12 protein-coding genes are annotated in these 12886 nt (G+C 71.1%); 9 read left to right on the forward strand and 3 right to left on the reverse strand.

From position 1 onward, the window contains the following. Positions 1-370 precede the first annotated feature (370 nt). The 3 genes from J3S20_RS24240 to J3S20_RS24250 all read left to right on the forward strand — a co-directional run bounded on the left by J3S20_RS24240 (position 371) and on the right by J3S20_RS24250 (position 3322). On the forward strand, positions 371-1387 hold the full coding sequence (locus J3S20_RS24240; protein WP_216839435.1) for a PRC-barrel domain-containing protein: 1017 nt from the start codon (positions 371-373) through the stop codon (positions 1385-1387). 81 nt (positions 1388-1468) lie between these two features. Next, complete coding sequence (locus tag J3S20_RS24245) at positions 1469-1957, forward strand: DUF421 domain-containing protein (protein WP_246603225.1); 489 nt, start codon at positions 1469-1471, stop codon at positions 1955-1957. Positions 1958-2038: 81 nt separating this feature from the next. Next, positions 2039-3322 carry a DUF2254 domain-containing protein gene (locus tag J3S20_RS24250; RefSeq protein WP_216839437.1) on the forward strand — a complete coding sequence of 428 codons (1284 nt, stop codon included), beginning with the start codon at positions 2039-2041 and terminating at the stop codon, positions 3320-3322. A 15-nt stretch (positions 3323-3337) separates the two neighbouring features. On the opposite strand, the gene J3S20_RS24255 is transcribed toward J3S20_RS24250, so the two are convergent. Together J3S20_RS24255 and J3S20_RS24260 are read right to left on the reverse strand one after the other, a co-directional pair. Continuing rightward, the gene (locus J3S20_RS24255) at positions 3338-4174 is read right to left on the reverse strand and encodes a cytochrome c oxidase assembly protein (protein WP_246603226.1); all 837 of its coding nucleotides are present in this window, start codon (positions 4172-4174) and stop codon (positions 3338-3340) included. A 426-nt stretch (positions 4175-4600) separates the two neighbouring features. After that, positions 4601-5509 (reverse strand): LysR family transcriptional regulator, encoded by a 909-nt coding sequence (locus tag J3S20_RS24260; protein ID WP_246603227.1) that lies wholly within the window; start codon positions 5507-5509, stop codon positions 4601-4603. Between the two features lie 166 nt (positions 5510-5675). Between J3S20_RS24260 and J3S20_RS24265 the strand changes: the two genes are divergently transcribed. The 6 genes from J3S20_RS24265 (at position 5676) to J3S20_RS24290 (ending at position 11359) form a co-directional block, all read left to right on the forward strand. Next, on the forward strand, positions 5676-6599 hold the full coding sequence (locus J3S20_RS24265; RefSeq protein ID WP_216839442.1) for a ring-cleaving dioxygenase: 924 nt from the start codon (positions 5676-5678) through the stop codon (positions 6597-6599). A 49-nt stretch (positions 6600-6648) separates the two neighbouring features. Next, a complete protein-coding gene (locus J3S20_RS24270; protein WP_216839444.1) occupies positions 6649-7263 on the forward strand; it encodes an alpha/beta hydrolase in 615 nt (204 codons plus the stop codon). A 147-nt stretch (positions 7264-7410) separates the two neighbouring features. Next, positions 7411-8295 (forward strand): helix-turn-helix domain-containing protein, encoded by an 885-nt coding sequence (locus J3S20_RS24275; RefSeq protein WP_216839446.1) that lies wholly within the window; start codon positions 7411-7413, stop codon positions 8293-8295. A 105-nt stretch (positions 8296-8400) separates the two neighbouring features. Beyond that, on the forward strand, positions 8401-9168 hold the full coding sequence (locus J3S20_RS31185) for a dihydroorotate dehydrogenase electron transfer subunit (RefSeq protein WP_216839447.1): 768 nt from the start codon (positions 8401-8403) through the stop codon (positions 9166-9168). After that, positions 9162-10097, forward strand: coding sequence for a dihydroorotate dehydrogenase (locus tag J3S20_RS24285; protein WP_216839450.1), 936 nt, complete (start codon positions 9162-9164; stop codon positions 10095-10097). Before J3S20_RS31185 ends, J3S20_RS24285 begins: the two co-directional genes overlap by 7 nt. Continuing rightward, positions 10094-11359, forward strand: coding sequence for a Zn-dependent hydrolase (locus J3S20_RS24290; RefSeq protein WP_216839453.1), 1266 nt, complete (start codon positions 10094-10096; stop codon positions 11357-11359). The genes J3S20_RS24285 and J3S20_RS24290 overlap by 4 nt, the downstream gene beginning before the upstream one ends. A 9-nt stretch (positions 11360-11368) precedes the next feature. Here the strand turns inward: J3S20_RS24290 and J3S20_RS24295 are convergent, their stop codons facing one another. Further along, positions 11369-12886 (reverse strand): sulfatase, encoded by a 1518-nt coding sequence (locus J3S20_RS24295; RefSeq protein ID WP_216839455.1) that lies wholly within the window; start codon positions 12884-12886, stop codon positions 11369-11371.

The following is a 12886-nucleotide window of genomic DNA, read 5'->3' on the forward strand; positions in this document are numbered from 1 at the left end:
TCAAACCGCGCCATCAGCCAGCCAAGGTGAACTTCTAGACCGATCAGTGCCTCAATAAATTCAGAAATCAATCACAATTCGAGGCGTTCCTGGTCTTCTTCCCCGCCCATGCGCCGACGAATTGCTCAGATGCTCTCGGTTGGGGCCATTTTCCTCCTTCGAAGCGCAGCCAAGCTGGGAAGATATTTGCCCGATTTATGCCGTAATTGAGGAACGGTGCCGCGCCCCGGCACGTTGGATGGGCACGGGTCCAAGCCCCGCGACCCCGACGGCACGATCCGCCGGGGGACAGGCGATCGACCAGCGCCGGTCGACCGCCGGCGGCCCGGGCTGATCCGGACCGCCTCCCGCACAAGGATGGAGGCGACACATGAAGCATCTTCTTCTCGGCACGACGGCGGCTTTGCTCCTGGTCCCGGCGCTCGGAATGGCCCAGGGCCAGACGGCGTCGCAGGCCGGACCGGCGGCCGACCAGGGCCGCGCCGGCATCCCGGCCGTGGCGCAGCAATGCCTGCAGGACCTGCGGACCTTCGGCCAGCGCATGCGCGATGACGGGCTGTGGCTGAGCGGCTATCGCGCCGGCTATGGCTGGCGCGGCGCCGCCGCGGCGCCTCTGGCCAGCCCCAGCGGGGACCGCAGCGCCGCCGAAACGCCAGTCGGCACCGGCGATGTCGCCGCCCGCGGCGGCCCCTCGGCCCGCGCCCGCGCCGCGGATGTGCAGGCCCAGGGTGGCGGCGCGATCGGCGCGCCGCGTCCGGGCATGGCGGGCCCTGTAGCGGCGGCCCCCGGCGGCGCCGCGGCAAGCCCCTGGTCCAACACCGGCTGGCGCATGCCGCCGATGCAGGAAATCCGCACGCTGCATGCCGGCGCGGTCGCCATTGCGCAGCGCGGCGAGGAGCGGGGCTGCCAGATGGTGCTGGCCGAGGCGCGCGAGGCCTACGGCACCTACAGCACCCGCCTGCGTGAGGCCGGCGTGGATGCAGACAGCATCGGCACCTACCGCCAGCAGCAGCTGGTCGCTGCGCGGCCGGTGACGGAAATGGGCCGCGCCTTCCGCGCCGACAACATCACCGGGACCGATGTGCGCAGCCCGCGCGACAACTGGCTGGGCAGCGTCGAGGACGTGATCCTGGATCCGAATTCGGGCCGCATCACCTACCTGATCCTGGCCCGCGGCGGCTTCCTCGGCATTGGGGAGGATTACGTGGCGGTGCCGTGGAGCCGGCTGCGCGCCACGCCGGGCATGGACGTCTTCGTGCTCGACACCACCGAGGCCGCGCTGGAACGCGCGCCGAAGGTGGAGCCGGATGCCATGGTCAATGCCGAGGCCTATGGCCAGCGGCGCCAGCAGATCGACCGCTTCTGGCAGCAGCAGGATCGCGGCTGATCCTGCATCAGGGGCGGCCACCTGGCCGCCCCGCCTGACGGTTGCCAACTGGCCGCCGCGCCGATGTGAGGAGACGACGGCTTGGACATCGGCGCGATGCTGTTTCGGGACTGGCAGTCCCTGCTGCGCGTGGTGCTGGTCGGCAGCCTGGCGTATCCGGCCCTGGTGCTGTTCCTGCGCGTCTCCGGCAAGCGCACCCTGGCCAAGCTGAACGCCTTCGACCTGGTGGTCACGGTGGCGCTGGGCTCCACCCTGGCCACCGTGCTGCTGAATCGCAGCGTGACCCTGGCAGAGGGGCTGCTGGCGCTTCTGCTGCTGATCGGGCTGCAGTTCCTGGTCGCCTGGCTCGCCGTGCGCTCCAGCCGCTTCAGCGACCTGGTGAAGTCCGAGCCGACCCTGCTGCTGCACCAGGGCCGGTTGCTGCAGACGGCGATGCGGCGCCAGCGCGTGACCGAGGCCGAGATGCTGGCGGCGCTGCGCTCCGGTGGCGTGGCGGGGCCGGAGCGCGCGGAATCCGTGGTGCTCGAGACCGATGGCACGCTGAGCGTGGTCCCGGCGCGGCCAGGCTGACGCGCCTTCCAGCCGCCGCCCATGCAGACAGGAGGAACTGCCTGGTTCCATAGTCGGGCTTGGCCTGAGGGAGAGAGAGCATTGGGCGCCGCGCGGCTTCGGCAATTCTGGGCGGATCTTCTCGCCTCCTTCTGGCTGCGCCCGGCGGCGATGACGGTGAGCAGCATCCTGCTCGCACTCGGGCTGATCCGGCTGGAAGGCGTCGCGCTGCCGGACTGGGTGGGGTACTGGGTCTATGCCGGCGGCACCGCCGGGGCGCGGGACGTGCTCGGCGTCATTGCCAGCGCGACCATCGGCGTGGCCGGCACCACCTTCTCCATCACCGTCGCGGCCCTGACCCTCGCCTCCAGCCAGATGGGGCCGCGGCTGCTGCGCAACTTCACGCGCGACGCCGGCAACCAGTATGCGCTGGGCGCCCTGGTCGCCACCTTCGCCTATGCCCTGGTCGCGCTGCGCTCGGTGCATGAGGCGGAGGAGGGCGAATTCGTGCCGCAGCTGGCGGTCTCCGTCGGGCTGCTGATGGCCTTCGCCTGCATCGGCGTGCTGATCTGGTTCCTGCACCATGTCGCAGCCTCGATCAGCGTCGACCGGGTGGTGGCGCTGGTGCAGAAGGACCTGACCGCGGCGCTGGACCAGGTTGCGCGCGACGAGCCGCGACAGGCGGATCCGGTGCCGCGGCCGCAGGATGCCGCACCGCTGCACGCAGCGGGCAGCGGCTATCTGCGCGTGCTGGACGATGCCGCGCTGGCCGACTGGGCGGCGGAGAGCGACGCCCTGCTGCTGCTGGAGGTGCGCGCCGGCGGCTTCGTCTTCCCAGGCAGCGAGGTGGGCTGCGTCAGCCCCGCCGCCAGGCAGGAGGAAGCCCAGGCGAAGCTCGCCGAAGCGATGGTGCTGGGCGATGCGCGCAGCGTCGAGCAGGACCTGGAATTCGCCGTGCGGCAGCTGGTCGAGGTCGGGATGCGCGCGCTCTCCCCCGGGATCAACGACCCGTTCACCGCCATCGCCGTGGTGGACCGGCTGGGGGCGGCGCTCTGCGGCCTGGCCGGACGCGGCCTGCCGACCGGACAGCTGCATCGCGAGGGCCGTCTGCGGCTGGCGCGGCCGGCCACGGATTACACCGGCCTGGTCGATGCCATGTTCCACATGCTGCGCCAGGGTGGCGCCGGGCAGCCGGCGGTGATGATCCGGCTGCTGGAGGTGCTGGCCGTGACCGCGACGGTGGAGCACGACCCGCACCGCCGCGCCGATCTGCGCCGCCATGCCGAACTCACCTGCGACGCGGCGCTGCGCGACTGCACGGATGAGGCAGCGCGGCAGGCGATCCTCAACCGCCACGCCTCGGTCCTGGAGGCGGTCGCAAGCTGACCGCAGACGTCAGGCTCAGCGCGTGGCGCCCGCTGCGCCCTGTCGCATCGCCAGCGCCAGGCCCGCGGCCAGCACCGCCACGAAGAGCAGCCCGCCCGGCACCCACATCAGCAGGCCGCCCAGCTGCTGGTCCTCCAGCGGCGTGAAGCCCCAGGGTAGCGTCACGTCGGGCGCATGCACGGCGTAAAGCGCGCGCGGCGCGAAGGTGAGCAGCGCGCCCAGCACGCCCATCTGGATGGCGGTGGCCAGCGCACCGACCACCGCCGCCAGCGGCCGCCCCGGCCCGTGCCGCAGCAGCGCCGCCCAGAACCAGGTGGCGCTGAAGACCAGCGAGCCATGCATCAGCCAATAGGCGATGCCATCCGCTTCGAAGGTCGCGGCATACGGCCCGGGCACATGCCAAAGCCAGAGCAGCACGGCGAACAGCGCCACGGGCAGCCCCACGCCGGCCCGCGCCACCAGGCGCAGCCGCAACGCCGCCAGCGCCAGCAGCGGCGCGGCCCCCAGCACCACCAGCAGGTGCTGCGTCACCCGCAGGCTGAACAGCGCGACCGACAGGCTGCAGATCGGCGAAGCCAGCGCCAAGGCCAGCACCACCCAGCCGAGCATCGGCCAGGTCGGGCCGCTGCCGCGCGAATCCGGCCAGCGCCGGAGCATGGCGAAAAGCAGGACCGCGCCCAGCAGCAGGCCGCCGATCAGCAACGGATGCGTATTCCAGGCCGCCCCGCCCGGCATCGGCGGCGGCCCGCAGAAAGGCACCGCCAGCGCGGCGAGCGGCCAGGCGCCGAGGGTCATGCCGGTGCCAGCGGCCAGCTTCTGGCGCAGGCGTGGCGCGGCTTTCGCGGGTTTCATCGCCGGTGAACGGCGCTGCCGCACCGTGGTTCCGGCTGATCGTGAATTCCGCGGTTGCGCGGCGCTAGAGCGGCCGATGCTGGTCCCTGCCAGGATGGCAGCAGGGGGAAGGCCCTGCCTCCTCCCGCGCCGCGGCACGAACCTGGCCCAGCAGCTTGAGGCGCTCGGGAGGCGACAGAATCCGCCAGATTTCCATCAATTCCGCCAATTCGGCATCCGTTGCCCCGCGTTGTCGCGACGCCCCGCTTCTTTCGCCACCTGAACTCATTGCCACACTCCCCGCTGCGCTGCGACAGCCACCCAAATCCAAGCTTAAATCACGCCAACGAATCGTTCACGTAAAAAATCCAAAATTCAAGATATCTGATCCTGGCGCTGGAGTTGAACGCGTAGCACTTCCGGTTGCAACGCGGCTCCCCTGCGACATCATTTCATAACTGGGACGCCTTCGGGTTGTGGCCTGCCCCCCTCGATCAGCGGGCGCTGCTGGGCGATCTCTTCCGCCAGCAGGTCCATGACCGGGCGGATGCGAGGGGCCTGGCGCAGGTCGGGATGGGTGAGCAGCCAGAGGTCGGAGGCGAAGGCGGGTTCGGGCGGCGACAGGCGCCGCAGCAGCGGCCAGGCATCGCCCAGGAAGCAGGGCAGGTGCCCGATGCCGAGCCCGGCCTTCACCGCCCCGGCCAGGCCCAGCACCGTGTCGAAACGCCCGGCCAGGCGCTGCGGCGGCACCTCACGCAGCGCCTGCACCACCTGCAGCCCTGCCAGATTCTCGCCCAGCCCTACCCAATCCACCCCCACCCGATCCGTTGGGGCCTGATCCCCCAGCCCCGCCGCGCCATACAGCGCCCAGGCGATGCGCGCCACGCGGCGGCCGACCAGGGTGGGCGGCGGCTGTTCCGTGGCCCGCACCGCGATATCCGCATCCCGCCGCGATAGGTTCAGCGCCGCGTTGCCGGTGACCAGATCCAGTTGGATGCCGGGATGCCGCGCCCGCAGCCGGACCAGCATGGGCAGCAGTAGCTCCGCCAGCAGGCTGTCGCTGGTGGCCAGCCGCACCTCTCCACTTGGTGCAATGGATTGGCCGAGGATGCGGGTGGTGACGCCCGTGATGTCCTGCTCCATCCGCGCGCCCAAAGCGGCCATTTCCTCCCCCGCCGGGGTCAGGGCATAGCCGCTGCGATGCCGCTCGAAGAGGCGGGTGCCGAGCTGCGCCTCCACCTGCCGCAGGCGGCGGAAGACGGTGGAATGGTCGATGCCCAGGCGCTGGGCGGCGGCAGGCAGGTTGCGGGTTTCCGCGATGGCGCGGATCAGGCGGATATCGTCCCAGGCCAGCATGGCGGCTCCCCTCCGGCCACCGGCTATGATCCTGCGCAATGCCATCTGTCCAGATGCAATCCTTGGCTTGCATTCGTGCAACCGCTTTGCGCTTCTCCGGCGCCGGGCCAGCGCCTAACTCTGCCGCCAAGGGAACGCCGACGCGTTCCGCAAGGAGATGATCCCCATGACCCGCAACGGCTTGCACCATGTCACGGCCATCGCCGGCCGCGCCCAGGACAACCTGGACTTCTACACCCGCACCCTGGGCCTGCGCCTGGTGAAGAAGACGGTGAACTTCGACGATCCCGGCGCCTACCACCTGTACTACGGCGACGCCGGCGGCAGCCCCGGCACCATCCTGACCTTCTTCCCCTGGGAGCATGCCGCCCCCGGCCGCGCCGGCGCCGGCGAGTTGCAGGAGACGGTGTTCCGCATCCCGCTTTCGGCCATCGGCTTCTGGACCAGCCGCCTGCAGTCCTACGGCGTGGAACGCGCGCAGCGTTTCGGCGAGACTCTGCTGCGCTTCCGCGACCCGGACGGGCTGCGCCTGGCGCTGGCCGGCATCCCCGGCATCGAATCCGAGCCCGCCTGGGACAATGGCGAGGTGCCGGTGGCACACGCGATCCGCGGCTTCCACAGCGTATCGCTGATGCTGGACCGCACGGCGGCGACCGGCGCCATCCTTTCCGACGTCTTCGGCTTCGCCGAGGTGGCGAAGGAAGGCTCGGTGACGCGCTACCAGGCCGAGGGCACCGCGATCGGCGGCATCGTCGACCTGCAGGAGGTCGGCGGCTTCCTGCCGGCACGCCTCGGCCGCGGCTCGGTGCACCACCTCGCCTTCCGCGCGGCGGATGATGCGGCGGAGGCCGAGATGGTGCGCAAGCTGGCGGCCAATCACGGCCTGCACACGACGGAGCAGAAGGACCGCAACTACTTCCGCTCCGTCTATTTCCGGGAGCCGGGCCATGTGCTGTTCGAGATCGCGACCGACATCCCCGGCTTCGCCGTGGACGAGCCGGCCGAGAGCCTCGGCGCCGCGCTGAAGCTGCCGGCTTTCCTGGAGACGCATCGCGGCGCCATCGAGGCCGCGCTGCCCGAACTGGCTTGAACTGTCACCGCCCCCGCCCACACGGCGGGGGCGCCGAGGAATGCGCGCCATGAGCACGACGAGCGACTTCATCCACCACTACGAACCCGCCACCGACGCCACCCGACCGCCCCTTCTGTTGCTGCACGGCACCGGCGGCGACGAGACGGACCTGCTGCCGGTGGGCCGCATCGTGGCCCCTGGCGCCGCGCTGCTCTCGCCGCGCGGCCAGGTGCTGGAACGCGGAATGCCGCGCTTCTTCCGCCGCCTGGCGGAAGGCGTCTTCGACGAGGCCGATCTGCGCGCCCGCACCGATGACCTCGCGGCCTTCATCCGTGATGCGCAGCAGCGGCACGGCCTGGCGCCGCTGGTGGCGGTGGGCTTCTCCAACGGCGCCAACATCGCCGCCGCCCTGCTGCTGCGCCATCCCGGCCTGCTGCGGGGTGCCGCGCTGCTGCGCGCCATGGTGCCCTTCGCCGATGCGCCGGCCGGTCCGCTGAAAGGCACGCCCGTGCTGCTGCTCTCCGGCCTGATGGACCCGATCGTGCCGGCGGAGAACAGCCGCGCCCTGGCCACCCAGCTGCAAGGCGCCGGGGCCAGCGTGACGCATCGGGACCTGCCGGCCGGGCACGGCCTGTCGCAGCAGGATCTCAGCCTGGTGCGGGACTGGGTGGCGGCGCTTTAGCCGACAGGCCGCGTCGATGAATCGGGTCGGGCCGGATGGCTGCCCGTTCGGCAGGCCCCCCCCTGCGCGTAAGTTCCGGCACCGGCCCTGGGGCGCTGCCGCCACGCCTGCTATGCTCCCGCCCAGTCTTCCCGGCTTGAGGCATTGATGGCGATCGATCCGCGCCAGATCGGCGAGCGGCTGCGCGCCTGGCGACTTGGCAGCGGCTTGTCGCCGGAGGAGGTGGCCGGCCGCCTCGGCATTTCCCGGGCCGGGCTCTACAAATACGAGAAGGACGGCATCACCCGGCTCGACCTGCTGGAGGCGATGGCGGAGATGTTCGGCGTCTCCCTCGCCGCGGTTCTCGGCATTGAGGTGGAGCATTTCTCCACCGGCGCCGCCTTCTTCGAACGGATGCGCCAGCTGGAGGCCGAGGCCGAGCATGTGGTGGCCTATTTCGAGCCGGTCTCCATCCTGCTGACCTCCTCCTCCTACCTCGCGCGGCTGGACATCATGCTGCGCGAGAGCCTGGCCGGGGATGCCGAGGCCCTGGCCGCCGCGGAAACCGCGCTGGAGGTGCTGAAGCAGCGGCGGCTGACCGGCCGCACCCCAGTGGTCAGCAGCATGGTCGCCCTGCCGCAGCTGGCGCAATTGCTGCGCACCGGGCTGGTGGGCCGGGACGATATGCCGAGGGAGGTGCAGGCGGAACGCCGAGGCTGGGCGCGGGAGGAGGTGGAGAACCTGGCCCGGCTGCTGGAGACCTCGCCGATCGGCGTGCAGGTCGGCCTGCTGGAAGCCGCGCCACCGAGCGGGACCTTCCAGCTCGTCCGCCTCCGCAGTGGCCGGACCCTGGCCTGCATCAGCCCCTTCCGCCTGGCCGACCACCCCAATGTCACCTTCGGCATCGCCACCGTTACCGCGGAACCGGCGACGGTGAGCCTGTATGAACGGCTGGCGAAGCAGCTTTGGGCGCGCGCGCTGCAGGGGCCTTCGGCGGCGGCGCTGCTGCGGGACCTGCTGCGCAAGACCGGCCAGGCCGCCGATTCGCCTTGACAGGCGCGCCGCAAATCCACAACCATGGACTGATCCAATTGCGTGGACTGCTCCATGGACCTTGGATCCGCGGGATTTGCCGTCGCTGACCGAACCTGCGCTGTCGTGGAAAGCGCGGCGGTCGGCCGCCGCTACCATCGGCTGGAGGTCGCGGCCCCGGACCTCGCGGCCCGCACGCGGCCGGGTCAGTTCTACCACCTGCTCTGCCGAGACGCGGCCGGCAACGGCCCCTTCCTGCGCCGGCCGATGAGCGTCTGGCGCATCGGCGCCGAGGGCAGGCTGGGCTTCCTGCTGCATGTGAAGGGATTGGGCACCTCCGCCCTCGCCCGGCTGCGCGCGGGGGACCAGTTGAGCCTGGTCGGTCCACTCGGCCAGGGCTTCACCCTGCGACCTGGCTGGCGCCGCATCCTGATCCTGGCGCGGGGCGTCGGCCTGGCCACGCTGGCGCCGCTGACGGAAGCGGCGGCGGCGCGTGGCATCGCCGTGCAGGCCGTGCTGTCCGCACGGGCGCCGGAGGATCTGATGGCGGCCGAATTCGCCGGCGGCAGCGGCGCCATCATCGACGCGGTCTACGACACGGACGGGACGTCCGAACCCCCGGCGGTGGAGGCGCTGCTGCGCCGGCGCTTCGCGACCGCCCGCCCGGATGCGGTTTTCACCTGCGGATCGAACCGCCTGTTCCAGCTGCTGCAGCGCCTGGCCGCCGAATACGACATCCCCGGAGAGGTCGCGCTGGAACAGCAGATGGGCTGCGGACTCGGCATGTGCTTCTGCTGCGTCCGCCCGATCCGCCTGGCCGATGGCAGCGTGGCGCAGCAGCGCGTCTGCACCGAAGGCCCGGTCTTCGACCTGCAGCAGGCCCTGGCATGGTAGTCGATCTCTCGGTCCGGCTGGGCCGGCTGACCCTGGCCAATCCGATCATGCCGGCCTCCGGCACCTTCGGCCCGGAACTGGCGCAGGCCTTCGACCTCGATCGCCTCGGCGCGCTGGTGACCAAATCCATCACGCCGGAATTCCGCGAAGGCAATGCCCTGCCGCGCGTGGCGGAGACGGAGAACGGGCTGCTGAATTCCATCGGCATCCCGGGCAAGGGGCTGGACCACTTCATCGAACACGGCATGCCGGAATGGCGGCGTTTCGCGGCGCCGCTGGTGGTCAGCCTCTCGGCGCCCACCGTCGCGGAATTCGCCAGGGCCGCGGCCCGCCTGGCGCGCACGCCCGGCATCGCCGCCATCGAGGCCAATATCTCCTGCCCCAACCTGGAGGAGGATGGCCGCGCCTTCGCCATGCTGCCGAAGACGGCCGCGGCGGCGGTTGCCGCCCTGCGCCGCGCGTCGTCCCTGCCGCTCTGGGTCAAGCTCTCGCCCAATACGGGCGACATCGCCGCCGTCGCGCGCGCCTGCGAGGCGGCGGGCGCGGAAGTCCTGGTGGTGGCCAATACCATCCTGGGCCTGGCGATCGATATCGAGACCGGTCGGCCGAAGCTGGGCGCCGGCATGGGCGGCTTTTCCGGCCCCGCCTTCAAGCCCATCGCGCTGCGCCTGGTCTGGCAATGCGCCCAGGCCGTCCGCATCCCCATCATCGGCGTCGGCGGCATCATGAACGCGGCGGATGCGGTGGAATCCCTGATGGCCGGCGCATCCGCCGTGCAGGTGGGCACCGCCAGCTTCATCCACCCCGTCGCCATGCCGCAGGTGCTGGAGGGGCTGGAGGAATTCTGCCAGCGCAAGGGCATCACGCGCATCGGCGATCTGGTCGGCGTCGCGCTGCCGCGCCAGGTCACGGGGATGGCCGCCGAATGAGCAGCCTGCCCGCACGGCGCCAAGCCGCGCCCGCCATCGAGGAAGCCGCGCTGGCCCAGCGCCTTCTGGACGGCTTCCGCCGCCTCTCGGCCGATCCCGCCGGCGGCGTCACCCGCCCGGCCTGGTCGCCGCAGGAGACCGCCTGCCACGCCATGCTGGCCGAGGCCGGGGAGGCGCATGGCCTGCGGCGGCATGTGGATGCGGTGGGCAATCTCTGGCTTGCCCCGCCCGGCCTGGACGACCGGCCGGCCATGGCCAGCGGCTCGCACCTGGATTCCGTGCCGCAGGGCGGCAATTACGATGGCGCGGCCGGCGCCGTGGCCGGCTTGGTCTGCGCCCTGCGCGCGGCCCGCGACGGCCTGCCGCTGCGCGCGGTGGCGCTACGCGGCGAGGAATCGCCCTGGTTCGGCGCCCCCTATGTCGGCAGCCGCGCCGCCTTCGGGGCGCTGGATGCCGCCGAACTCGCAACGCCGCGGCGGGACAGCGGCCGCAGCCTGGCGGACCACCTGGCGGCCGAGGGCTTCAGCCCGGCAGCGGCCGGCGCCGGGGTCCCGCTGCCCGAGGTGCAGCGCACGACGATGTTCTGGGAACTGCATATCGAGCAGGGGCCGGTGCTGGTGGACCGCGAATTGCCCGCGGCGGCGGTCGGTGCCGTGCGCGGCCATATCCGTTTCCCCCGCGCCCGCTGCACCGGGGAGGCCGGACATTCCGGCGTGGTGCCGCGCCACCTGCGCCGCGACCCGGCCATGGCGGTTTCGGAACTGCTGATGGATCTCGACGGTCTCTGGGCCCGCAGCCTGCAGGAAGGCGTCGATCTGGTGGTGACCGCGGGCATGATGGCGACCGAGGCCGAGGTCAGCGCGCCGACGCGCATCCCCGGCGAATTGATCTTCAGCCTGGATATCCGCAGCGCCGATGCGGCGACGCTGGACGGCATGCGCAGCTTCCTGGCGCGCCGCTGTTCCGATATCGGCCGAGCGCGCGGCGTCACCTTCGATCTCGGCCGCCGCGTGGAAGCGGCGCCCATCCTGCTGGACGAGGACGGCCGCCTGGCGATCGAGGCGGCGCTGCCGGAGCCGCACAGCATGGTCTCCGGCGCCGGCCATGACGCGGCGGAATTCGCGCGCCGCGGCATTCCGGCCGCCATGGTCTTCGTGCGCAACCGGCACGGCAGCCACAATCCGCGCGAGGCGATGGAGATTGCGGATCTCATGCACGGGATCGAGGCGCTCTACGCCGCCATCCGGGCTCGGGCCGGGTAGCGTCGCAGGTTACGGCGGCGCCAGCTGCAATCGGATGAAAGCCTCGGGCGGCGCATTGTTCGCCGCCATCAGGCCGCGCATCAGCGCCACCAGCCGCGCCTCGGTCGCGGCATCGCGCAGCGGCCTCGCCTGGCCGGGATCGGCGGCCAGGTCATAGAGCCGTGTCTCATCCTCCAGCAGCGCGCCGGGGCCGTAGCGGTCGAACATGGGCGAACGCGCGATGACCGGCACCTGCATCACCTTGGCCCCCTTGGTGAAGGGCAGCGGTCCGGCGATGCGGATATCCGCCAGTTCCTCCACCGTGAAGGGCATCATGATGTGGGTGGGCATCAGCGTGTATTGGTAGATCTCCTGGCGTCGCAGGTCGGGTGGGAAGCGGTGGTAGGTGAAGCGGCCATCGGTCACGTTCACCGCGCCGCCGAAATAGCCGAAGAGCAGCGCGTCCCGCCGCTGCCCGCCCGCGCGCGTCACGCGCAGCGGGATGCCTTCCATGGCTGGCGTGGGCGGGACATCGAACAGGTCGAGGAAGGTCGCGGCCAGGTCCATGGTCTGGGTCAGCGCGGCGCAGCTTTCACCCTGGCTGGCCGGCGCGCGCGGGTCATGCACCAGCAGCGGGATGTGCTCCACCTCCCGATAAAGGTTCATGCGGTTCTTGGCCCAGAAGTCATGCTCGCCGAGCAGGAAGCCGTGGTCGGTCGTGACCACCAGCGCCGTGTCCTTCCACAGGTCGCGCGCGTCGAAGACTTCGAGCAGCCGGCCCAGCAATTCGTCACAATGCGCGACGGTGGCGTAGTAGTTGGCGCGCAGCTCCTCGCATTCCTCGGGCAGTTCGTCGACGCGGCCATAGCGCGGCCAGTCGAGCACCGGGCCGCGGTAGTCGGTCGGGAAGGCCTCGCGGAAGCGGGCCGGCGCATGGAAGGGCTCGTGCGGATCGAAGGTCTCGATCTGCAGCAGCCAGTTGTCGGCCCCCGCATTGCGCGCCAGGAAGTCGAGCCCGGCTGCCATGCACTGCGCCGAGGGGAAGTCCTTTTCCTCCCGGATGAACTGGCGATTGATGATGTCGTTGGCGCGCTTGTCGCGGCGCGCGCTGCTGAACTGCTTCGCGTGCACCATCTCCCGCAGCCGGTCCCAATGCGGCTGCACCATGGCCTTCCAGGCATCGCCTTCCTGGCCGCGGATGAACTCGTGGCTGTCGTAGCGGGTATGGTAGGTGGCGCCGCCATCCTCCCAGTAGTGGAAATGGTCGGTGACGAGGTGGCTGTAGGTGCCGGCCGTCTTCGCCAGGATTTCCGGGAAGGCATCGTCGAAGGGCTCCAGCGGCCCCCAGGAGCGATGCAGGAAGGACAGGCGCCCCGTCAGCATGTCCCGCCGCGCCGGCATGCAGGGCAGGCTGCCGACATGGTGGTTGTCGAACCGCACCGATCGCGCGGCCAGCCGGTCGAAATTCGGCGTCGGCACCCGCGTGCCGCCATAGCAGCCCAGCATGTGCCGGTTGAGGCTGTCGAAAAGCACGAAGACGGCGCGCAT

This window comes from Falsiroseomonas tokyonensis (assembly GCF_019024325.1).
GTDB classification, from domain to species: domain Bacteria; phylum Pseudomonadota; class Alphaproteobacteria; order Acetobacterales; family Acetobacteraceae; genus Falsiroseomonas; species Falsiroseomonas tokyonensis.

Excerpts from the sequence above, each read along its gene's own strand:
- J3S20_RS24290 (WP_216839453.1), top strand. The coding sequence starts at position 10,094 with ATGAGCAGCCTGCCCGCACGGCGCCAAGCCGCGCCCGCCATCGAGGAA.
- J3S20_RS24285 (WP_216839450.1), top strand. The coding sequence starts at position 9,162 with ATGGTAGTCGATCTCTCGGTCCGGCTGGGCCGGCTGACCCTGGCCAAT.
- J3S20_RS24275 (WP_216839446.1), top strand. The coding sequence starts at position 7,411 with ATGGCGATCGATCCGCGCCAGATCGGCGAGCGGCTGCGCGCCTGGCGA.
- J3S20_RS24255 (WP_246603226.1), bottom strand. The coding sequence starts at position 4,174 with ATGAAACCCGCGAAAGCCGCGCCACGCCTGCGCCAGAAGCTGGCCGCT.
- J3S20_RS24240 (WP_216839435.1), top strand. The coding sequence starts at position 371 with ATGAAGCATCTTCTTCTCGGCACGACGGCGGCTTTGCTCCTGGTCCCG.
- J3S20_RS24270 (WP_216839444.1), top strand. The coding sequence starts at position 6,649 with ATGAGCACGACGAGCGACTTCATCCACCACTACGAACCCGCCACCGAC.
- J3S20_RS24295 (WP_216839455.1), bottom strand. The coding sequence starts at position 12,886 with ATGCGCGCCGTCTTCGTGCTTTTCGACAGCCTCAACCGGCACATGCTG.
- J3S20_RS24260 (WP_246603227.1), bottom strand. The coding sequence starts at position 5,509 with ATGCTGGCCTGGGACGATATCCGCCTGATCCGCGCCATCGCGGAAACC.
- J3S20_RS24265 (WP_216839442.1), top strand. The coding sequence starts at position 5,676 with ATGACCCGCAACGGCTTGCACCATGTCACGGCCATCGCCGGCCGCGCC.